Here is a 21,168-nt window from a genome sequence, read left to right on the forward strand (position 1 = left end):
GTGTATGGAGACTCCCGACCCGACGAGCAGCGGCAAGAAGACCGCCGGTGAGCGGCTGGGGACGGCCGGGCAGCGGCTCGGGAGCGCGAGCAAGAAGGTCGGGCACGCGTCCAAGGTCGGTGCCACCGGGTTCGCCTCGATCTCGAAGAAGACGGCCGGGGCCACCGGGCGCGTGGGCAAGGCGACCGGGCGGCGGATCTCGGGACTGACCGGCGCGCAGGGCGCGCGGGAGTCCGGGCTGTCGCGGCTGATCGAGCTCGGCGCGGTGAACGCCGCGGGCGACACCGCGTTCGCCGTCTCCCTCGCGGGCACCGTGTTCTTCGCCGTACCGAGTGAGCAGGCGCGCGACCGCGTCGCCCTGTTCCTGCTGCTGACGATGGCGCCGTTCGCGCTGATGGCCCCGCTGATCGGCCCGATCCTGGACCGGTTCCGCCACGGCCGCCGCTGGGCGATCGGCGCGACGCTCGGGCTCCGCGGCTTCCTCGTCTGGAGCCTGGCCGCGTCGATCCACGACAGCTCGACCTGGCTCTACCCGGCGGCGCTCGGGTGTCTGGTGGCTTCCAAGGCGTACGGCGTGACGCGGGCGTCCGCCGTACCGCGGCTGCTGCCGAAGGGGATCACCCTCGTCACCGCCAACTCGCGGATCTCGCTCGCGGGAGTCGCCGGAGCGACGGTCGGCGCGGGCATCGCGGGCGCGTTCGCGGCGATCGGACCGGAGTGGTCGCTGCGCTGGGCCGCCGTGGTCTACACCGTCGGCCTGGTCCTCGCGATCCGCCTGCCGAGCCGTGTGGACTCGCCGGCCGGCGAGGAGATGACCGGCTCGGCCGGACGCGAGGCGCGCCGCCGCGCGATCACGGCGGCGGTCTCCCGCGGCATCCGGTGCAACCTCGGGCTGCGGTTCGTCTCGGGCTTCCTGACCATGTACCTGGCGTTCCTGCTGCGCGACAAACCGATCAGCGGCCTCGACGGCGTGGTCGCGGCCGGGGCGGTGATCGCGGCGGCCGGCCTCGGCAACAGCCTGGGAACCGTCGCCGGGTCGTTGCTCAAGGCAAGGAAACCTGAGGTCGTCGTCCTCGTCGTCCTGCTCGCGGACGCCGCCATCGCGCTCACCGTCGCGATCTTCTACGGCTTCCCGACCCTGATCCTGCTCGGCCTGGTCGCCGGTCTGTGCAGCTCGCTGGGCAAGCTGTCCCTGGACGCGATGATCCAACGCGACGTCCCGGAGACCGTCCGCACCTCGGTCTTCGCCCGCTCCGAAACCGTCCTCCAGCTCTCCTGGGTGATCGGCGGCGGCTGCGGCATCGTCCTCCCGCTCATCCCCCGCCTCGGCTTCGGCTTCCTCGCCGCGGTCCTGCTGGTGGTGATCTTCCTGGTCGTCCGCCACAAGCCCGCACCCCAACCCCGTACGCCGTCCGGCCCGTCGGCTCCTCGCACTCCGGCGCCGCACGCCGAGACCCGCCCGGTCCCCCGCACCGAGGACACCGCCCGCACGGTGATGACCAGCGAGCCGCCCACCACCCGCATCAGCGAACGCCGGGCCGAGGGCCCGCGCACCGACAGCCCCCGGACCAACGAACCCACCGTCGAGCTCCGCATCAAGCCGGCGGAGCAGACGCCCGCCGGAGAACGGCCGACGCCGGGCAGCGCGCCCGCCGGCCGCTGGTGGAGCGGCCAGCCGGACGACGACGACACCGTCGCCGAGACCGTCGCCGAGCCGGCGAAGTGGGCCGAAGAACCAACCGTCGAGCGCACCGCCGAACAACCGGCCGGCCAGCGCCCCGACGACAGGCCCCGCGTCGACGACGGGCCCCGCACCACCGGCGAACCCCGCGTCGGCCGCCGGCCGGGATTGTTCCGCCGCCGCCGCCCAACCTGACCCACCTCCACCCCTGCCACTCCCCTAGCCTCGACTGCTTCCTTGTTTGACGACTGGCGCGGTACAACACGTCACTCGTCAAACAAGGAAGCAGTCATCGCCCGAGGGAGGGCCAGGGCCGGGGCAGGGGGGCCGGGAGGCCGGGGGTCGGGGCCGGAGGCCGGGGGTCGGGGCCGGAGGCCGGGGCCTGGGTCGTGGGAGGGCCTGGGTCGGGTGCCTGGGCCTGGGTCGGGTGCCGGAGCCGGGGCGGGGGCCGGAGCCGGGGCGGGGGCCGGGGTGGTTAGGGGAGGTTGGCGGGGTGGGCTGGGGTCTTTGCCTCCGCGGTTCCTCGCAGGACGAGGGTGATGGTGACCGCGGTGACGATCAGCAACGCGGCTCCTACGACAGCCGCGATGTTGAGGCTGTGGTTGAAGGCGTGCCTTGCTGCGGTGAGGACTGTGTCGTGCACCTGCGCGGGGAGCTGGGCCGCGACGGCGGTGGCCGCCGGGAGGCCCTCCCGGGCACCATCGGCGACACCAGCCGGGAGATCAGCCGGCAGCTTCAGGTCCGAGCGGTAGGCCGCCGTACCGATGCTCCCGAGAACGGCGATGCCCAACGCGCCGCCGAACTCGCTGCAGGTTTCCATCAGGGCCGACGCCGAGCCGGCTCGTTCGGGGGCGACGGCGCCGACGACTGCTTCGGTGACCAGGGCCATCACCATCACGAGACCGGCGGCCAGCAACCCCGAGCCCGAGAGAAGGACCCACAAGCGTGAGGTGACCTCGATCTGGGTGAGGACGAGGAAGCCGCCGGCCGACAAGAGGAAGGCGCCGCCGAGGACATAGGCACGGTCGAATCGGGCCGCCAGGACGGTCGACAAAGGCGCGGCGCCGCCGACAGCAACCGACGGGACGAGCGCCCACAGAGCCGCCTTCAAGGGGCTCAGACCGAGGACCAGCTGCAGGTACTGCGTCATGAAGACCGCGTTGCCGACCAGGGCGAGCATGCCGATCGTGTTCGCGGCGAGCGCGCCGCTGAAGGCCCGGTTGCGGAACATGCCCAGCTCGACCATCGGGTACGCCGCCGTCCGCTGCCGCTGCAGGAACGCCGCGCCCATCAGCAGCCCGACCACGATCGCGACCACCGGCAGCGCGTCCACACCGTGCGCCGCGATCTCCTTGATCCCCCAGATCACCGGCAGCACCGCGGCCAGCGACAGCACCGACCCCAACAGGTCGAACCGCCCCAGCGCGGGCGCCTTGAACTCCGGCAGCAGGATCGGCGCGATCACCAGCAGCAGCACCATCGCGGGTGTGTTGATCAGGAACACCGAGCCCCACCAGAAGTGCTCGAGCAGCACTCCGCCGAGCACCGGCCCGAGCGAGATCCCGCCGAGCATCACCGCACTCCAGAACGCGATCGCCTTCTGCCGCTGGCCGGCGTCGTGGAACATGTTGCGGATCAGCGCGAGCGTCGACGGCATCAGCGTCGCGCCGCCGATCCCGAGCACGGCGCGCGCGGCGATCAGCTGCTCCGGGGTCTGCGCGTACGCCGCAGCGACCGACGCCAGGCCGAACGCGACCGCGCCGAGCAGCAGCAGCTTGCGCCGGCCGATCCGGTCGCCGAGCGCGCCCATCGTGATCAGCATCCCGGCCAGCACGAAGCCGTAGATGTCGAAGATCCACAGCTGCTCGGTGGCACTCACCCCGAGGTCGGCCGAGATGAACGGGACCGCGAAGTACAGCACCGACACGTCCATCGAGACCAGCAGCAGCGGCAGCGCGAGCACCCCCAGCGCGATCCACTCCTTCCGGCCGGCGCGTTCGGTCATGACCCCTCCAGATGATCTGCGTACGACGCACACTGTGTGCGCCATACGCAGACCATAGCGGCTATCTGTCTATGTTGTAAACAGATAGACTGCGGCCATGGAAACGAGCGAGGTCGAGCTGCCGAGGGTGCTGCAGCAACTGTGGGGACTGGAGGGCCCGGCCCGGCCGGGGCCGAAGCCGACGTTCCACATCAGCGAGATCGGCGCGGCCGCGGTCCGGCTGGCCGACGCCGGCGGGCTCGGCGCGGTGTCGATGAGCAAGGTGGCGGCCGCGCTCGGCTTCACCACGATGTCGCTCTACCGGTACGTCGAGGCCAAGGACGACCTGTACGTCGTGATGCTCGACGAGGCGTTCGGCGCGGCCGCCCCGGTGGACGAGTCGCTGGACTGGCGGGGGCGGATCACCGCCTGGGCCGAGCACTTCCGGCAGTCGCTGGCGCGGCACCCGTGGGTGCTGCAGGTGCCGGTGTTCGAGGCGCCGCTGTCACCGCGGCAGCTGGACTGGATGGAGGCGGCGCTGCGCGCGTTCGAGAACACGCCGCTGACGCCGAACGACCAGTTGTCGTCGATGATGCTGGTCAACATCTACGTCCGCGGTACGGCGCAACTGACCACGAACCTGCGGATGGACGACGGCGCCGACCGGCTCTACGGGCAGCGGCTCGCGATGCTCGCGACCCCGGACCGCTACCCGACGATCGCGGCCGGCCTGGCCGACCTCGACATCGAGTACGCCGACGACTTCACCGACGGGCTGGACGTCGTCCTCGACGGCATCCAGCAACTGATCGAACGGCGGAAGGGCTGAAGGTCCATCGGCCCGAGCTCCGCGGTGGGGGGAAAGAGAGGGAGAGCGCGGAGGCCTGCTCGCGAGGAGGGAGCCGCGCCGAGCCCGGGACGGGGCGACGGCGCGGGCGTCGTACTCCGGTCAGATGTCCAAGCGGTCGGCGACTCCCCGCAGTACGGTCGCGACCTGGCGGGCGGCCTTGCCGTCCGGGTGGCGGCCGCGGCGGTAGCCCTCGCCGAGGTTGTCGAGCAGCTTGATCAGGTCCTCGACGACCAGCGCCATCTCCTCCGGCTTCGGGCGCATCGCCTTGGCCACCGACGGCGGCGGGTCGATCAGCCGGACCTGCAGTGCCTGCTCACCCTTGCGGCCCTCGACGACGCCGAACTCGACCTTCTGGCCCGGTTTGAGGCTGGTCACTCCGGCCGGTAAGGCCTCCGCGCGCACGTAGACGTCCCCGCCCTCCTCCTTGCTGAGGAAGCCGAACCCCTTCTCGGAGTCATACCACTTGACCTTGCCAACAGGCACGGGAACCTCTTCGGTGTCGATCGACGGAACAGGACGGAAAAGGGGACCGGACGGGCTGCCCGGGCCGGCTACCCAGCGTACGTGAACAGGGTGCGCCTCGCCTGTGGAAAACTACCTGATCAGGCACCGATTCCACACTCCCCGGTCTCGTAATTCCGGGCGGCGCCGCGCTGCGACCGGATCGCCGATGGAACGATCCCCGGGAACCGGAGTACCGGCTGGTGTCAGCGGTACTTCTCGGGCTCCTTCAGCCGCTCGTTCATCGACCCCGAACGGAACCCGCGCGGGTCGACCGCGGCCGCGAGGAAGCCCTCGGCGCGGACCAGCTCGACCAGCGCCGCGCTGTCGACCGCGCCGAGCAGCGCGGCGTCGATCTCGATGCTCGCGGACTGGCCGAGGTCGCGGACGCGGACGTTCTGCACGCCGTACGGCGCCAGGTGCGCGCGGACGGCCTGCTCGGCCCGGTCAACGCGGGCCAGCAGGTTCGGCGTGATCCGTACGCCGTACGCGATCCGGCTCGACAGGCAGGCCGCGGCCGGCTTGTCCGACGTCTCCAGGCCCCAGCTGTGCGACGCCTCGCGGATCTGCGCCTTGGTCAGCCGGGCGTCCTTCAGCGGCGTGATCGCGCCGCGCTCGAACGCCGCGCGGATGCCCGGCCGGAACCCGGCGATCGCGTCGTCGGCGTTCGTCCCGGTCGCGATCGCGGCGATGCCGAACTCGTCGGCGATCGGCTGCAGTGTCTCGACCAGCTCGGCCTTGCAGAAGTAGCACCGGTCGCCGGCGTTGGCCTGGTACCCCTCGCGGTCCATCTCGTGCGTGGGCGGCGTGACGTGCCGGACGCCGACACCGTCGGCGAAGCGCGCGGCCGGCTCCAGCTCGGCGACCGGCAGGCTCGGGCTGACCGCCGTCGCCGCGACCACGTTGGCCGGGCCGATCGCGCGGGCCGCGGCCGCCAGCAGGAAGGCCGAGTCGGCGCCGCCGCTGAACGCGACGACCAGACTCGGGTACGACGCCAGGCGGGCCATCAGCGCCTCGAGCCGCTGCTCCAGCACGTACGCGTCCAGCCAGGCGGGGAACTCGGTCAGGTCGTTCAGGACGACGTCCGCGCCGTACGCCCGCAGCTCGTCGGCGGTGAACGGCCCGGTCGCCACGCTCACCGCGACCGCTCCGGCCGCGTGGGCTCCGTCGATGTCGGCCGTGTGGTCGCCGACGTAGATCGTCGCCTGGTGCTCGCGCAGGGCGATCCCCTTGTCGGCGCCGTGCAGGTCGCCGACCGGCTCGTCGACGTCGAGGCCGAGATGGTCGAGATGCAGCTTGACGCTCGGGGTGTACTTGGCCGACACCACCATGGTCCGGCCGCGCAGCGCCCGGATCGCGGCCAACGACTCGGCGACGCCCGGCAGCGGCAGGCTTCCGGTGATCGCGTGCGCCGGGTAGACCTCGCGGTACCGCGCGACCATCGCGTCGACCTGGTCCGCGGGGAACCAGTGCGCCATCTCCCAGGTCAGCGGCGGCCCGAGCCGGCTCACCACCAGGTCGGTGTCGATCTCCGCGCCGGTCTCGGCGGCCAGCAGGTCCCAGACCGCCTGGATCCCGGGCCGCGAGTCGATCAGCGTCATGTCCAGATCGAACCCGACCACGAGTTCCGGTACGTCGGTGGCAGTGGCGGCGGACGGCATTTCGGCGGTTGACACATCCCAGATCCTACGTCGTCGCGCCGGGCGTCTCAGATGGCGAACCCGCTGCAAAGTCCACCGAATCAGTGGAATATAGAACATATGACCACCCAACTGACAGCACCCACCGTGACCGTCTCCAAGGCCGGCAGCGCGATCGGGGCGGTGATCGGCGGGGTCCGGCTCGGCGGCGACCTGGACCCCGCGACCGTCGCCACGATCCGGCAGGCCCTGCTCACCCACAAGGTGATCTTCTTCCGCGACCAGCAGCACCTGGACGACGCCGGGCAGCTCGCGTTCGCCCGGCTCCTCGGGACGCCGACGCTGGCCCATCCGACCGCGAAGAGCGTCGAGGGCGCGAGCAGCGTGCTGCCGATCGACTCCGACTACAGCAAGGCGAACAGCTGGCACACCGACGTCACGTTCGTCGACCGGATCCCGGCGATCAGCCTGCTCCGGGCGGTCACGCTGCCGGCGTACGGCGGCAACACCAGCTGGGCGAACACCGTGACGGCGTACGAGAACCTGCCGGTCCCGCTGAAGGCGCTGGTCGACAAGCTCTGGGCGGTGCACAGCAACATCTACGACTACGCCGGCGCGCGGGACGAGACGCGGATCGGCGGGATCGACGTGAAGTTCCAGGAGTACTACGACCAGTTCGTCTCGCAGCTGTTCGAGACCGAGCACCCGGTGGTCCGCGTGCACCCGGAGACCGGCGAGCGGTCGCTGGTCCTCGGGCACTTCGTACGCCGCTTCGTCGGGCTCAGCTCGGCCGAGACCACGCAGCTCTTCCAGCTGCTGCAGAACCGGGTGACCCACCTGGACAACACCGTCCGCTGGCAGTGGCAGCCGGGCGACCTGGCGATCTGGGACAACCGCGCGACCCAGCACTTCGGCGTCGCGGACTACGACGACCAGCCGCGGCGGCTGCACCGGATCACGCTGGCCGGCGACGTCCCGGTGAGCGTCGACGGGGTCCGGAGCACGCCGCGCACGGGCGACGCGGCGCACTTCTCTTCACTTGACAGTTGAGTCCCCCGCGTCCGATCTCTTGACACCAAGGCCAGATTTGTAAACCCTGAGAGGCATGGACACCTTCGCTGACCGTACGAAGCGGCGGCTGCACGACGAGCTGCTCGACGCGGCGTACGACGTCCTGGTGGCCGGCGGCTACGACGGGCTGAAGATGGCCGAGGTCGGCCGCCGGGTCGGGGTGTCCCGGCAGACGGTCTACAACGAGTTCAAGGATCGGTGGGGCCTGCTGCAGGCGGTGGCGGCGCGGGAGACCGAGCGGTTCCTGCTCGAGGTGAACGCGGCGCTGAGTGAGCACGGCGACCCGATCGACGGATTGCGGGCCGCGGTCGAGCGGGCACTGACGCTCGCCGCGGACAACCCGCTGGTGAAGGCCGCACTGGGGCAGCCCGGTTCGGACCAGGCCAGTCAGCTGCTGACCACACGGGGGCAGCAGGTGCTGGAGCTGAGCCACCAGCGGCTCGACGCCCATGTCCGGGAGCACTGGCCGGAGGTGCCGGCGCAGGACGCGACTACCTGCGTGGACATCGCGCTGCGCGTCGTACTGAGTCACATCGTGAACCCCGGCGCCGCACCCGCGGTCGTCGCGTCCCAGGTGGCTCAGGTGCTGGGCCCGTTCCTCAGGAGGCAGTGATGACGACCACGGCGAATCCTCAGCACCGTAAGGGTTTCAACTCGCTGCGCGAAGGCGGCTTCAACTGGGACGCGCTGCCGCTGCGGCTGTTCGACAAGGGCAACCGGAAGTTCTGGAACCCGCGTGACATCGACTTCAGCCAGGACGCGGAGGACTGGCAGCGGCTGACGCCGAACGAAAAGGACAACGCGATGATGCTGTGCGCGCAGTTCATCGCCGGCGAGGAGGCGGTCACCGAGGACCTGCAGCCGTTCCTGCAGGCGATGGCCGCGGAGGGCCGGTTCGGCGACGAGATGTACCTGACCCAGTTCTGCTTCGAGGAGGCCAAGCACACCGCGGTCTTCCGGCTCTGGCTGGACGCGGTCGGCGTCACCGAGGACCTGCACCGGTACGTCGAGCACAACCCCGGCTACCGGGCGATCTTCTACGAAGCGTTGCCGGTGGCCCTCAAGTCGCTGGCCGACGACCCGTCGCCCGCCAACCAGGTCCGCGCCTCGGTCACGTACAACCACGTGGTGGAAGGGACTCTGGCCCTCACCGGCTACCACGCCTGGAACCTGCTCTGCACCGCCCGCGGCATCCTGCCCGGCATGCAGGAACTGATCCGGCGCATCGGCGACGACGAGCGCCGACACATGGCCTGGGGCACCTTCACCTGCCGCCGGCACGTCGCGGCCGACGAGTCGAACTGGAAGGTCGTCACCGACACGATGGAGGAACTGCTCCCCCACGCGCTCGTGCAGATCCAGTGGGCGCTGGAGAACTCCCCCGAGCTCCCGCCGGAGATCAACCCGACCGCTTTGATGACGTACGCCGGCGACCGCGCGACCCGTCGCCTCGGCGCGATCGAGTCCGCGGTCGGCGCGGACGTGGCCGGCATCGACCTCGACTACTCCCCCGAGAAACTCGAGGACGACTTCGGCGCCGAGGACTCGGCGGCGCTGGCCGCTGTCCGGTGACGGACTACGACTGCTAGGGCAGTGAGGGCCAGTAGTCCGGTCAGCCAGGTCACGGCGGTAGTGCCCAGGTGGTCGACCACTCGGCCGCCACTGAAGGCGCCCAGAGCTATGGCTCCGTTGAAGACTCCCACCAGGAGTGCAGATGAGGCCTCGGGCGCGGTGGGAGCGGCGGCGTGGTTCCAGGCCTGCGTGGTGACCGTGGTGCCGCCGTACCCGAAGCCCCAGATCGCCAGCAGGACAAGGGCTCCGGGGACGGTGGTGCCGAGGAGGGGCATGGCGAGGACGGGCAGCGCGATCAGTGCGGCGATCACACCGAGCATGACGCGGTAGGACTTGGCCGAGCCGGCTACGAAGTTCCCGGTGACGCCTGCAACGCCGTACGCGAGCAGCAGGGTGCCGACGAGCGAGGGGCCGAGCCCGTCCAGCATGGGACGGATGTAGGTGTACGCCGAGAAGTGGGCGGTGACCAGGAGCGCGACCAGGACGAGTCCTACTCGTACCTGCTTGATGCGCAGGGCTGCTGAGACATCTGCGAGGCGTACGGCGGCGGCGGCGGGCAGGGGTGGGAGGAGTGCGGCGATCGCTGCCGCCAGCACCAGGGACAGGATGCCGATCGAGGCGAAGGCCCAGCGCCAGCCGACCAGCTCGCCGACGTACGCGGCGGCGGGGATGCCGAGGACGGAGGCGATGCCGATGCCGCTGAAGATCAGTGAGGTCGCCGGGCCGACCGACTGCGGTGGGACCAGGCGCGAGGCAAGCCCGACGGTCAGCAGCCAGACACCACCCATCGAGACGCCGGTGAGGATGCGGGCAGCGATCAGTACGCCGTACGTGGGTGACCAGGCCGCCAGCAGGCTGGCACCGGCCAGCAGGAGCATCAGCCCGACCAGCACGGCTCGGCGGTCCACCTTGCCCAGGAGCAGCGGGAGAACTGGTGAGCTCGCGGCTGCGACCAGGCCGGTCACGGTGAGGGTCAGGCCGGCGGTGCCCTCACTCACGCCGAGCGACGCTCCGATCGGGGTCAGCAGGCCGACCGGGAGCATCTCGGCAGTGACGACGGTGAACACGGTGACCGCCATCGTCACGGCCGCGGCCCAGCCTTCGGTCCGAGTCTCGTCGACGCACAGGGTTGTCATGGTTCCAGCCAACGGGACCTGCTGGACGGGAACAACGACGATGTGGTCATCCTTGGAGTAGTCACACTCATCGATCGAGGAGGCCGTCATCAGCCTGGAGCTCCGTGAGCTGGAGTGCTTCCTGGTCCTGGCCGAGGAGCTGCACTTCGGGCGGACGGCCGAGCGGCTCTACCTGACCCAGAGCCGGGTCAGCCAGCTGCTGCGTGCCCTCGAACGCCGGATCGGCGGCCGGCTGGTCGAGCGGACCAGTCGGCGCGTGTCGCTGACGCCGCTCGGGCAGGAGTTCCTGGAGTCGCTGCGTCCGGCGTACGCCGCGTTGGAGCGGGTGGTCGCGACCACGCAGGAGACGGCCGCCGGTGGTGGCGGGCAGCTGCGGATCGGCTTCCAGGGCACGGCGAACGACAACATCCTGGCGGCCGTCGCCGTCTTCCAGGAGGAGCACCCGTGCTGCCTGATCGAGGTGACGGAGCTGCCGCTCAACGATCCGTTCGGGGCGTTGCGGCGCGGTGAGGTCGACAGCGCGGTGGTGCTGCTGCCGGTCGCCGAGGACGATCTCATCCTCGGGCCGGTCTTCTCGGAGCAGCCGCAGACGCTGACCGTCTCGGTGAAGCACCCGCTGGCCGGCCGGTCGCTGCTCGATGTCGAGGACCTCGCCGGCACCGTGCTGATCTCGGTCGCGTCACCTGCGCCTGGCTACTGGCGCCAGGCCCAGGCACCGACGCAGACGCCCTCAGGTGCGCTCGTTAGGCGCGGCCCTGAGGTCCGCACGCTGCAGGAGGGGCTGTCGATGATCGCCGCGAACCGCGGCGGCATGCTGCTGTGCCGGCCGACCGCCGAGCAGAACCAGCGCACCGACATCGTGCACATCCCGATCACGGGGCTGCCGGACTCGGCGCTGGGTCTGGTCTGGCGGCGCGGCGAGGAAACCCCGTCCCTGAAGGCTTTCGCGGCCGCACTGATGGGCGACTAGATCTTTGTCGACATGTCGCCGCCTGATTAGTTGGTGAGTCCCAACAGTTCGACGGACCGCTCGCGCATCTCGACCTTGCGGATCTTGCCGGTGATCGTCATCGGGAAGTCGTCGACGAGCAGCACGTAGCGCGGGATCTTGTAGCGGGCCAGCTTGCCGGTGGCGAAGTCGCGCACGGCGTCGGCGTCCAGCGGATCCGCGCCGTCCTTGAGCTTGATCCAGGCGCACAACTCCTCGCCGTACTTGGCGTCCGGGACGCCGACCACCTGGACGTCGGCGATCGACGGGTGGGTGTAGAGGAACTCCTCGATCTCCCGCGGGTACACGTTCTCGCCCCCGCGGATGACCATGTCCTTGATCCGGCCGACGATGTTCACGTACCCGTCGTCGCGCATCGTCGCGAGGTCGCCGGTGTGCATCCAGCGGGCCCGGTCGATCGCCTCGGCGGTCTTCTCGTCGTCGTCCCAGTAGCCGAGCATCACCGAGTACCCACGGGTGCACAGCTCGCCCGGCTCACCCCGCGGTACGACGAGGCCGCTGGCGGGATCGACGAGCTTCACCTCGACATGCGGCATCACCTGACCGACGGTCGACGTCCGCCGGTCGAGGTCGTCGTCGCGGCGGGTCTGCGTGGACACCGGCGACGTCTCGGTCATGCCGTAGCAGATCGCGACCTCGGCCATGTGCATGTCGGCGACGCACCGCTTCATCACCTCGATCGGGCACGGCGACCCGGCCATCACACCGGTGCGCAACGAGCTCAGGTCGTAGTCGGCGAAGTCCGGCAGCCCGAGCTCGGCGATGAACATCGTCGGTACGCCGTACAGGCCGGTGCAGCGCTCGTCCTGGACGGCCTGCAGCGTCGCCGCCGGGTCGAAGGCGGGCGCCGGGATCACCATGCACGCGCCGTGCGTGGTGCAGCCGAGGTTGGCCATCACCATGCCGAAGCAGTGGTAGAAGGGCACCGGGATGCAGAGCCGGTCCTCGGTGGTGAAGCCGATCGTCTCGGTGACGAAGTACCCGTTGTTGAGGATGTTGTGGTGCGAAAGCGTTGCCCCCTTGGGGAAACCGGTCGTGCCCGACGTGTACTGGATGTTGATCGGGTCGTCGAAGCTCAACTCCGCCTCTCGCGCGGCCAGTTGCTCGTCGGTCGTCCCGCCGGCCGCGGCGACGACGGCGTCCCAGTCCGGCGTACCGATGTAGACGGTGTCCTCGAGGGCCGCGCAGTCACCGCGGACCTCGTCGACCATCGCCCGGTAGTCGCTGGTCTTGAACTCGGTCGCCGAGATCAGCAGCCGCACGCCGGACTGGTTCAGCGCGTACGACAGCTCGTGCGTGCGGTACGCCGGGTTGATGTTCACCAGAATCGCGCCGATCGTTGCCGTCGCGTACTGCGTGATCGTCCACTCGGCGCAGTTCGGCGCCCAGATGCCGACCCGGTCGCCCGTGCGGATCCCCCGCGCCAGCAGGCCTTTCGCGAAGGTGTCGACGGCAACACCGAACTCGGCGTACGTCCAGCGCCGGCCCGAGGCGACCTCGACCAGCGCCTCCTGCCCGCCGTACGCGGCGACGGTCCGGCGCAGGTTCGCGCCGATCGTCTCGCCCAGCAACGCAACGTCGGACACTCCGGACGCATAAGAAGGCACACCCATGGCGCCATAGTGACTCCGCGGTAGCAACGCGACAACCCCCTTCGGCCTGTCGCGGATACACTAGCAGCAGAGTCGAACACGTGTTCGAGTGAAGGCGAACAGGGTGTGGACGGCAAGTGTTATGTCGCAGGACATAGGTGACGGATCCACATCAGGACATCGGTGACACTTTCGGGGATCTTGGTGGTGACACTTCGGTGAGTCGTCGGGGTCGGTGGTGTCCTGGCTCGGTCGACTCCGCGGGTGTCGAAGAATGAGCTTGTTGATCCTCGTGTCCGTCTCGCGATCGCACAGTGGCCGTCTAACGCTCCACGTGGGGCGGTGACGACCTTCTGTGCCGAGCACGGCATCTCGCGCAAGACGTTCTATGAGATCCGGCGGCGCAGCCTCACCGACGGGCCCGCGGCGGCGCTGGAGCCGAGATCGCGGCGACCGAAGTCGAGCCCGTCGAAGCTGGCCGATGAGGTCAAGCAGCAGGCGATCGGGGTCCGGGCTGCACTCGAGCAGTCCGGGCTGGACTGCGGCCCGATCAGCGTGCACGACAAGATGCACGCGATGGGCCTAGAGGTGGTGCCTTCGGTCGCGTCGCTGGCCAGGATCTTCCGCGAGGCCGGCGTGGCACGGCTGGAACCAAGGAAGAAGCCAAGGGCTGCGTGGCGCCGGTTCGTCTATCCGGCCCCGAACGCCTGCTGGCAGCTCGACGCCACCGAGTACGTGCTCACTCGCGGCCGCAAATGCGTGATCTTCCAGCTCATCGACGACCACTCCCGCTACGCGGTCGCTTCCCACGTCGCGTGGGGCGAGACCTCCGAGGCGGCGATCGTCGTGTTCGACAAGGCCGTGACCGCCTATGGCGTGCCCCAGCGGCTGTTGTCCGACAACGGATCGGCGCTCAACCCCTCGCGGCGCGGACTCCTTGGCCAGCTCGTCGTCCACCTGATGGCCCTAGGCGTCGAGCCGATCACCGGCAAGCCCTACAAACCAACCACCCAGGGCAAGAACGAACGCTTCCACCAGACCCTGTTCCGCTACCTCGACAAGCAGCCACTGGCCGCCGATCTGGCCCAGCTGCAGACCCAGGTCGACGCCTTCGACCACATCTACAACACCCAGCGCCCCCACCAAGGACTGCCCGGCCGCATCACACCCCTGACCGCCTGGCAGGCCACCGAGAAGACCGAGGCACCCCGCCCCACCCGCGATCTGTTCCGCCGTCCCGTCACCCGGCCCCGACCCGCCCGGACACCGGTGCCTACCGACCTGCCCGACGGCACCGTCGTCAAGAAGCTGGCCAGCAACGGCGTCTTCATGCTGAACAAGGTCCAGTACATGGTCGACGGGCGACGAGGTTTCCAGCAGGTCCTCGTCATCACAGCCGGCGACAAGATCACCGTTGCCGACCTCGAAGGCGAGATCCTCATCGAGCACACCAGGCCCGCGCCCGGAGTGACCTACGTCGGCAACGGCCGCCCCAGCGGCCCACGCCAAACCTCTAAACCGTCACCGATGTCCTGACACATCCAGTGTCACCGATCTCCTGATCCAGAACTGTCACCCATGTCCTGAGACATCACAGGTGTGGACGGCAAGCAATGTCATGACCAACTCTGCGTCATCGGCGGTCGCAGAGCGTGAAGCCGCGCTTACGCTGGAGAAGGAGAGGTGTGAGGCCATGGGCTGGTCGGTGGATCGACATGCCCGCAGCGAGCGTCCGCCCGGACGTACGGCCGAGGCGGCGCAGCGGACCGCTGCGGCGCACGAGCGTGTCCGCCTGCTGGAGGGCGTCCTGGCTTCGGCGCTGGCCGAGGAAGTCCGCGGCACCGACCTGCAGACCCTGAAGCGGGCGCCGCGCCGGGCTCCGCCACGGCTGGCGACGGCGGACCTGCAGCCGCACCCGGGCCCGGACTGGGCGGCGTTCCTACCGAGTCCACCAGGCCCGTTCGCGAGCTGGGTCGGTGGCAACAGGCGGTATGCCCGGCGATTGCGCGACGCCGAGGACAGGTTCGCCGAAGCCATCGAGCGGCACCGGCTGGCCGAGGAGGCCCGGCAGCTGCGGGTCGCCCGGGCGGTCCGGGAGCAGGCGGACCAGCAGCGCCGGCTGGACGAGGCGACTGCCGAGCAGCACACCCGCGTCGACGAGTACGAGCGGTGCGTGCGGGCCAAGGACCGGCGGGCGGTCAGCCGGTACTTCCAGAAGGCGCTGGACCGGACGGCCGAGCCGCTCGACTTCCCACGGCACCGGCGGGCCGGGTACGTGCCGGAGTCGACGCTGCTGGCACTCGAGTGGGACCTGCCGGACATCAGCGTGATCCCGCCGGCAGTTGCCTACCGCTACGACGAGGCCTCCGACGCCGTGCTCGCCGTACCGCGAGAGGAGCGCGAGCTGCGGTTGCTCTACCAGCAGCTTGTCGCGCAGTGCGCGCTGCGGGCGCTGCACCTGGTCTTCGCGCACGACCGGTACGGCGTGGTCGACACCGTCGTCTTCAACGGGATGGTCGAGGCAGTCGACGCGGCCACCGGGCGGACGGTCCGGCCGTGCCTGATCACCCTGCGGGCCACGCGGGAGCAGTTCACCTCGCTGGTGCTCGACCAGCTCGACCCGGTCGCCTGTGTGCGGCACTACTTCGGTGCGGAGGTCTCCCGGCACCCGGAGGAGCTGCAGCCGGTCGAACCCGTGCTGGAGTTCGACCTGACCGACCCGCGCACGGTGGAGCCGGTCGACGTGGTCAGCGAGCTCGACAGCCGGCCGAACCTGCTGGACCTGAGCCCAGAGGAGTTCGAGCATCTGGTGCACAACCTGCTCACCCGGATGGGGCTGGAGACCCGGCTGTTTCGGCGGGGCAACGACGGCGGGATCGACTGCGTCGCGTACGACCCGCGGCCGATCACCGGCGGCAAGTTCGTCGTCCAGGCCAAGCTCTACACGCGGACCGTGCCGCCCAGCGCCGTACGGGACCTGTTCGGCACCGTGGTCGACGCCGGGGCGACGAAGGGGATCCTGATCACCACCAGCGGGTTCGGCCCGTCCAGCTACCAGTTCGCCAACGGCAAACCGCTGCAGCTGATCGACGGGACCGGGCTGCTCGCGCTGTGCCACCAGCACGACATCCCGGCCCGTATCGTGCCGCGCGCTAGCTGATCGGCGACTCGTAGACGTACAGCTCGGTCCCGTTGACCTCTTCGCCGTCGTCCGGAGCGGTGAAGAGCCGGAGCTTCTTGCCCTCGACCTCCAGCGCCACCGGGTTGCGGGTGGCGCTGTGCCCGGCGGAGGAGAACGCCGGGAACGGGATCTCGTGCAGGATCCGGTTGTCGTCCTTCAGATCGATCAGGGCCAGCCCGCCGAGCTCGTAGCCGCCACCGGTCGCCGTCGGCAGTCCGGTGACCCCGCCGCAGAGCTGCTTGCTCCGGCTGACGTAGTCACAGTCCTGGTAGTCCAGCAGGTGACTCTGGTTCGGCTGAGCGTCCAGCTGCTTGCCCGATGCCGTCCACTCGTACAGGGTCCGCGAGCCCCAGCTGACCCCGTGCACCCGGCCGGTACGGCGGTCGCGCACGACTCCGCCGACGTGGTCGCGGACGCGGAACTGCTCGGTGACCCGGTAGGTCTTCGGGTTCACCTTGTAGACGATCGCCTTGCTGTTCGGCCGGTACTCCGCGGCCGGGACCCAGACGTTCTCGCCGTCGAAGTCGATCCCGCCCGGGTGGTACACCGTGCCCTCACCCAGCCGGATGTCCTTCTTCAGCCGGCCCTGGCGGTCGATCACGAGCAGGTGCCCGATGCCCTTGCCCGGGCTCCGGTCGTATCCGTCCACCGGCACCGGGTATTTCACCGGCGCCTCCAGCACCTCCACGCTGGACAGGTAGATCAGGTCGCCGACCAGCGCGAAGCCCTGCGGGTGGTACGTCGGGAACTTCAGCGGGATCTTGGCCACCTGCGTCCACGGCGTACTGCGGGTGGTCGCCTCGAAGGCCCTGGCGACCTTGTCGTCGCGTCCGCCCGCCTCCGCCCCGGCAGTGGTCAGTCCGACGAGCAGTGCGCCCGCCATGACGGTGGCGAGCAAGGTCTTCCGGCGCATGGTGGTCTCCCTGGGCGGTCTGGTGGTCCGGGCAGCATCTGCCCGGCCGGAGAAGGTCCGGCCGACACCAGCTGACCAGAGGCTGTGCGCCGGGTGAAGTGTCAGACTGCACGCATGGACACTGGGATCACCGTCACCGGAACCGGTCAGGCCACCGCGCCGGCCGATCTGCTGCGTCTCACGCTCAGCGTCGGGCAGGACGCGCCCGACGTCGCCGACGCGGTCGCACAGGTCGCCGAACGCACCGCGTCCGTGATGGCCGCGCTGCTGGCCGAAGGCGTCGCCGCCGGCGACATCGCCACCAGCTCCGTGTCCGTGCACCCGCAGTACGGCGAGTCGATGACCGTCACCGGCTACCGGGCCTCGCACTCGATGGCGGTGACCACACGCGACCTGACCGGCTTCGGCCGCCTGCTGAACGCCGCGGTCGCTGCCGTGGGCAACAGCCTGGGCCTGGACTTCCTGCAGTTCGACGTGGAGGACAAGGCCGCACTGGTCGACAAGGCCCGGCAACTCGCGTTCAAGCAGGCGCAACTGAAGGCCGAGCAGCTGGCGGAGCTGACCGGCCAGTCGATCGGCGGGATCGCGGCGGTCAGTGAGTCGCAGGGCTACGTCCCGCTGCGGGAGATGTCGGCCAAGGCGGCCAGCACCGGTGGCTTCGCTGCCGACATGGGAGTCAGCCCGGGCGAGCAGACCGTCGACGTCACCGTCGAGGTCCGCTGGAACTGGGCCTGAGTCCAACTGACAGTCGGCCGTTGGTGAAGTCGACGGCAACACGGCGCATCATGGGCAGCCTGGTCAACCGGTTGCCGACTACTCTCACCGCATGTCTGGTCGCCACCGCCGTCTCGGTCCTCAACGTCGTACTGATCGTGCTGACGCCGCGAGGCTGACATGACCGCGTCGTTCGTCGTGAGCGACGTGCACGGGCACCCGGACAAGCTGGCCGCCTCGCTGCTGGAGGCCGAGCTGGTCGACGCCGAGGGCAACTGGTCCGGCCGGGACGCGCGGCTGTGGCTGCTCGGCGACTTCTTCGACCGCGGCCCGGACGGGATCGGCGTCCTGCGCCTGGTACAACGCCTGAGCGCGCAGGCTTCGCAGGGCACCGGCGAGATCCGGATGCTGCTCGGCAACCACGAGATCCTCGCGCTGGGCATGCACAAGTTCGGCGACGAGGCGGTGCCGCACGACGGGATCACGCTGCGCAGCTTCGAGCGCAGCTGGGCGCTGAACGGCGGCATCGACCGCGACCAGGAGCTGCTCACCGACGAGGACGTCGCCTGGCTGCTGGACCAGCCGATGCTCGGGCTCGACGCCGGGCACCTGCTGATGCACTCCGACACCGCCGAGTACGTCGAGTGGGGCAGCACGATCGACGAGATCAACGCGTCCGCTCGGGCCGACCTGCACAGCGACGACATCACCGTGTGGTGGGAGACCTGGCGCCGGATGACGTCGCGCTACGCCTTCCGCGGGCCGGAGGGGCCGGAGCTCGCCCGGACCCTGCTGCAGCACCTCGGCGGCGAGCGGATCGTGCACGGGCACAGCATCGTCGCCGACCAGATGGGCATCGACCCGGCCTGGGTCACCGGCCCGCTGCTGTACTGCGACGACCTGGTGCTCGGCATCGACGCCGGGACCTTCGACGGTGGGCCGTCGCTGGTGGTCGAGCTCGAACCGCTCGGCGACTCCGGGGAATGAATCCGGCCGGCGCCGGGGTTGCTCCTTCGAGGACGTATTTGCCTGCGGAGAGCGGAGACCCAGATGTCGGACAAGCCGGTCAAGATCCCTGGCCCGGACCACCCGATCACGGTGGAGAAGAACCCGGACCGCGTGCTGGTGAAGGTGGCCGGCCAGGTGCTGGCCGACACCCGCGGTGCGCTGTCGCTGCAGGAGTCGACGTACCCGGCCGTGCAGTACGTCCCGCGCGGTGACGTCGACCTGAGCCTGCTCGAGCGCACCGACCACACGACGTACTGCCCGTACAAGGGCGACGCGGCGTACTACAGCATCCCGGCGCTCGGTGAGGCCGGCGTGAACGCGGTGTGGACCTACGAGCAGCCGTACGCCGCGGTCGCCGACATCAAGGACCACGTCGCGTTCTACGCCGACCGGGTCGAGCTGGAGATCATCGCGGACTGACGAAGTTCGTCAGCACAGGCGCCAGCAGTTCGGGCGGTACGACGTGGTGGTGACCCTCCAGCTCGACGTACTGCCCGTTCGGCAACGACTTGGCGACCAGCCGAGCGGCGTCGACCATGAACGGCGGGCTGACGCTGCCGCACAGCGCGAGTGCAGGCTGGGTGAGCCGCGCGAGCTTGCCGACCGGCACGGTGCCGCCGGGTGAGCTGTCCATCACGGCGAAGTCGTGAAGGATGGTCGGCGCCAGCTCCGCGAGGCCGTTCGACGCTGCCCACTCCTTGGCGGCGTCTTCCGGCATGCCAGTCATCTGCAGGAACTCGGTCACGGCCCGCAGGTTCTGGCCCGCCGCGATGAGCCGCTCGACGACGGCCGCGCTCTCGTCGGACTCCTGCTGCGCCGCGGCGTCGTCCGGGCTGTACGGCGGCTCGTGCAGGACGAGCTTGCTGATCGGCAGGCCGGTCGCCGCGGCCTCCACGAGCAGGCCCGCGCCGGACGAGTGCCCGTAGACGGCTGCGGTCCCACCGAGCGCGGTGATCAGTGCGGCGAGGTCCTCGACCTCACGGGCGACGGCGTACGGGCTGGTGTTGCCGCTGTCGCCACGGCCGCGCCGGTCGTACGAGACGACGGTGAAGTCAGGCTCCAGTGCCTGGGCCAGCGGCCGGGTGACGGCGCGGTCGCAGAGTGCGCCGCCGATCAGGATCAGTGGCGTGCCGCTGCCGGAGCGCTCGTAGGCGATCCGGGTGCCGTCGGCGGATACAACGTTCTCCATCGGTTCCTCCCTGGGTCTTGGTCGGTACGTCGGAGCCGCAGGAAATTGCTCGACATGATCGACCCTGGTGCGCTTCACTGCGGGCGATGACTGAGCTGACGCGCGTTGACGAGTACTTACATGCGGTCCCGCTGTCCGGTGCGACCGGCGAGCAGCTCGGGCCGTTCACCCTCTTCCGGACGACCACCATCTGGCCGTACTACGCCCGCCCGCTGCCCGGCGGCGGTGCGGTCGAGCAGGCCGACGTGGAGCGGGTGCGGCAGCGGTGTGCCGAGCTGGACCTACCGCTGAGCTTCGAGTGGGTCGTGGAGACCTGCCCGACGCTCGGACCGGCCGCTGAGGCTGCCGGGCTGACTGTGGTCGAGTACCCGCTGCTGGTGCTGGAGGCCGCGGACTTCAAGCCGGTGGAGACTGCAGCCCGGTGCGAGATCCTGCCGGCCGACCTCGAGCTGCTGCGACAGGCGCGGGCAGTGGCGAACGTCGGCTTCAGCACGCCGGGCACCGACGTCGGCGACGCCGGTGCGGCTGAGCGGGATGCGTACGAGGTCTCGGACGAGACGGCGCAAGCCCTGCTGGAGCGGGCCGAGGCCGGCGTCTCGGTGACGGCGGCCGCGTTCGGTGACGACGGGATGCTGGCGTCCGGCGTACATCAGCCGGTCGGTACGTCGTCGGAGATCGTCGGCGTCGCAACCCTCCCGGCTGCCCGCCGCCAGGGCCTCGGCGCCGCGGTGACCAGCTGCCTGGTCGAGCACGCCTTCGCGAACGGCGTGGACCTGGTCCTCCTGTCCGCCCAGAACGACGCGGTCGCCGCCGTGTACGAGCGGGTCGGCTTCCGCCGCATCGGCCACGCGGGCGGGGCCGAGTGATCGGTGGCGTTCAGTCCAGGCTGATCGTCCTGCGAGGCAACTCCGGCTCCGGCAAGTCGACGACCGCTCGGCAACTGCGAGCGCGGCTCGGCCGCGGCACGGCAATCGTCGAGCAGCAGCACGTGTTCGACGAGCACCAGGAGATGGAAGCGGTGCTGGGCCGGATACTTGTTGACCTGGGTCTGCCCGCGGACCTGCCTGCCGATCCGGAGGCCGTTTCGTTCGGTCGGTGAAGATTTCGGCCGCGAGTCGTGCGGGGTG

Annotated in this window: 21 protein-coding genes; 14 read left to right on the plus strand and 7 right to left on the minus strand. The window is 70.1% G+C overall.

All coding sequences use genetic code 11. The features are described from left to right. The first annotated feature begins 4 nt into the window (after nucleotides 1-4). Nucleotides 5-1,876, plus strand: coding sequence for an MFS transporter (locus tag HDA39_RS23180; protein WP_238356130.1), 1,872 nt, complete (start codon nucleotides 5-7; stop codon nucleotides 1,874-1,876). Nucleotides 1,877-2,156: 280 nt separating this feature from the next. Here the strand turns inward: HDA39_RS23180 and HDA39_RS23185 are convergent, their stop codons facing one another. Next, nucleotides 2,157-3,686: an MFS transporter gene (locus HDA39_RS23185; RefSeq protein ID WP_184798342.1), complete on the minus strand. Its 1,530-nt coding sequence runs from the start codon at nucleotides 3,684-3,686 to the stop codon at nucleotides 2,157-2,159. Nucleotides 3,687-3,783: 97 nt separating this feature from the next. Between HDA39_RS23185 and HDA39_RS23190 the strand changes: the two genes are divergently transcribed. Further along, entirely contained in the window at nucleotides 3,784-4,494 is a 711-nt protein-coding gene (locus tag HDA39_RS23190; protein WP_184798344.1) for a TetR/AcrR family transcriptional regulator, read from the plus strand. Nucleotides 4,495-4,614: 120 nt separating this feature from the next. Here the strand turns inward: HDA39_RS23190 and HDA39_RS43375 are convergent, their stop codons facing one another. Continuing rightward, nucleotides 4,615-4,998: a cold shock domain-containing protein gene (locus tag HDA39_RS43375; RefSeq protein WP_184798346.1), complete on the minus strand. Its 384-nt coding sequence runs from the start codon at nucleotides 4,996-4,998 to the stop codon at nucleotides 4,615-4,617. A 224-nt stretch (nucleotides 4,999-5,222) separates the two neighbouring features. Next, nucleotides 5,223-6,692, minus strand: a complete 1,470-nt coding sequence (gene larE / locus HDA39_RS23200) for an ATP-dependent sacrificial sulfur transferase LarE (RefSeq protein WP_337925858.1) — start codon at nucleotides 6,690-6,692, stop codon at nucleotides 5,223-5,225. An 84-nt stretch (nucleotides 6,693-6,776) separates the two neighbouring features. Here larE and HDA39_RS23205 point away from each other — a divergent pair, with 84 nt between their 5' ends. From HDA39_RS23205 to HDA39_RS23215, 3 genes are read left to right on the plus strand one after another with little or no spacing between them, the layout of a single operon-like run. Next, complete coding sequence (locus HDA39_RS23205; RefSeq protein WP_184798348.1) at nucleotides 6,777-7,706, plus strand: TauD/TfdA dioxygenase family protein; 930 nt, start codon at nucleotides 6,777-6,779, stop codon at nucleotides 7,704-7,706. Between the two features lie 55 nt (nucleotides 7,707-7,761). After that, a complete protein-coding gene (locus tag HDA39_RS23210; protein WP_184798350.1) occupies nucleotides 7,762-8,340 on the plus strand; it encodes a TetR/AcrR family transcriptional regulator in 579 nt (192 codons plus the stop codon). After that, a complete protein-coding gene (locus HDA39_RS23215; RefSeq protein ID WP_184798352.1) occupies nucleotides 8,340-9,299 on the plus strand; it encodes a R2-like ligand-binding oxidase in 960 nt (319 codons plus the stop codon). The genes HDA39_RS23210 and HDA39_RS23215 overlap by 1 nt, the downstream gene beginning before the upstream one ends. Here HDA39_RS23215 and HDA39_RS23220 read toward each other — a convergent pair. Further along, the gene (locus HDA39_RS23220) at nucleotides 9,230-10,435 is read right to left on the minus strand and encodes an MFS transporter (protein WP_184798354.1); all 1,206 of its coding nucleotides are present in this window, start codon (nucleotides 10,433-10,435) and stop codon (nucleotides 9,230-9,232) included. The two genes, HDA39_RS23215 and HDA39_RS23220, sit on opposite strands and share 70 nt — an antisense overlap. A gap of 109 nt (nucleotides 10,436-10,544) precedes the next feature. Here HDA39_RS23220 and HDA39_RS23225 point away from each other — a divergent pair, with 109 nt between their 5' ends. Further along, the gene (locus HDA39_RS23225; RefSeq protein ID WP_273482841.1) at nucleotides 10,545-11,405 is read left to right on the plus strand and encodes a LysR family transcriptional regulator; all 861 of its coding nucleotides are present in this window, start codon (nucleotides 10,545-10,547) and stop codon (nucleotides 11,403-11,405) included. A gap of 26 nt (nucleotides 11,406-11,431) precedes the next feature. Here HDA39_RS23225 and HDA39_RS23230 read toward each other — a convergent pair whose 3' ends face one another. Next, nucleotides 11,432-13,057 carry an AMP-binding protein gene (locus HDA39_RS23230; RefSeq protein ID WP_184798356.1) on the minus strand — a complete coding sequence of 542 codons (1,626 nt, stop codon included), beginning with the start codon at nucleotides 13,055-13,057 and terminating at the stop codon, nucleotides 11,432-11,434. Nucleotides 13,058-13,378: 321 nt separating this feature from the next. On the opposite strand from HDA39_RS23230, the gene HDA39_RS23235 reads away from it, so the two are divergent. Both HDA39_RS23235 and HDA39_RS23240 read left to right on the plus strand, forming a co-directional pair. Next, nucleotides 13,379-14,572 (plus strand): integrase core domain-containing protein, encoded by a 1,194-nt coding sequence (locus HDA39_RS23235; RefSeq protein WP_420488705.1) that lies wholly within the window; start codon nucleotides 13,379-13,381, stop codon nucleotides 14,570-14,572. Between the two features lie 157 nt (nucleotides 14,573-14,729). Then, the gene (locus tag HDA39_RS23240; protein ID WP_184798358.1) at nucleotides 14,730-16,196 is read left to right on the plus strand and encodes a restriction endonuclease; all 1,467 of its coding nucleotides are present in this window, start codon (nucleotides 14,730-14,732) and stop codon (nucleotides 16,194-16,196) included. Here HDA39_RS23240 and HDA39_RS23245 read toward each other — a convergent pair. Next, a complete protein-coding gene (locus HDA39_RS23245; RefSeq protein WP_184798360.1) occupies nucleotides 16,189-17,130 on the minus strand; it encodes a DUF6454 family protein in 942 nt (313 codons plus the stop codon). The two genes, HDA39_RS23240 and HDA39_RS23245, sit on opposite strands and share 8 nt — an antisense overlap. 114 nt (nucleotides 17,131-17,244) lie before the next feature. On the opposite strand from HDA39_RS23245, the gene HDA39_RS23250 reads away from it, so the two are divergent. From HDA39_RS23250 to HDA39_RS23265, 4 genes are all read left to right on the plus strand, one after another. Beyond that, the gene (locus HDA39_RS23250) at nucleotides 17,245-17,865 is read left to right on the plus strand and encodes an SIMPL domain-containing protein (RefSeq protein WP_184798362.1); all 621 of its coding nucleotides are present in this window, start codon (nucleotides 17,245-17,247) and stop codon (nucleotides 17,863-17,865) included. A gap of 20 nt (nucleotides 17,866-17,885) precedes the next feature. Further along, entirely contained in the window at nucleotides 17,886-18,023 is a 138-nt protein-coding gene (locus HDA39_RS23255) for a hypothetical protein (protein ID WP_184798364.1), read from the plus strand. A gap of 1 nt (nucleotide 18,024) precedes the next feature. Beyond that, nucleotides 18,025-18,831, plus strand: a complete 807-nt coding sequence (locus HDA39_RS23260) for a metallophosphoesterase (protein ID WP_184798366.1) — start codon at nucleotides 18,025-18,027, stop codon at nucleotides 18,829-18,831. Nucleotides 18,832-18,894: 63 nt separating this feature from the next. Continuing rightward, nucleotides 18,895-19,272, plus strand: coding sequence for a DUF427 domain-containing protein (locus tag HDA39_RS23265; RefSeq protein ID WP_184798369.1), 378 nt, complete (start codon nucleotides 18,895-18,897; stop codon nucleotides 19,270-19,272). Here HDA39_RS23265 and HDA39_RS23270 read toward each other — a convergent pair. Beyond that, complete coding sequence (locus tag HDA39_RS23270; protein ID WP_184798371.1) at nucleotides 19,259-20,041, minus strand: alpha/beta fold hydrolase; 783 nt, start codon at nucleotides 20,039-20,041, stop codon at nucleotides 19,259-19,261. The genes HDA39_RS23265 and HDA39_RS23270 overlap by 14 nt on opposite strands. 86 nt (nucleotides 20,042-20,127) lie before the next feature. On the opposite strand from HDA39_RS23270, the gene HDA39_RS23275 reads away from it, so the two are divergent. Continuing rightward, nucleotides 20,128-20,907 carry a GNAT family N-acetyltransferase gene (locus tag HDA39_RS23275; RefSeq protein ID WP_184798374.1) on the plus strand — a complete coding sequence of 260 codons (780 nt, stop codon included), beginning with the start codon at nucleotides 20,128-20,130 and terminating at the stop codon, nucleotides 20,905-20,907. Next, nucleotides 20,904-21,140 (plus strand): P-loop NTPase family protein, encoded by a 237-nt coding sequence (locus HDA39_RS23280; RefSeq protein ID WP_184798376.1) that lies wholly within the window; start codon nucleotides 20,904-20,906, stop codon nucleotides 21,138-21,140. The genes HDA39_RS23275 and HDA39_RS23280 overlap by 4 nt, the downstream gene beginning before the upstream one ends. Nucleotides 21,141-21,168 lie beyond the last annotated feature (28 nt).

This window comes from Kribbella italica, assembly GCF_014205135.1.
Classification (GTDB): domain Bacteria; phylum Actinomycetota; class Actinomycetes; order Propionibacteriales; family Kribbellaceae; genus Kribbella; species Kribbella italica.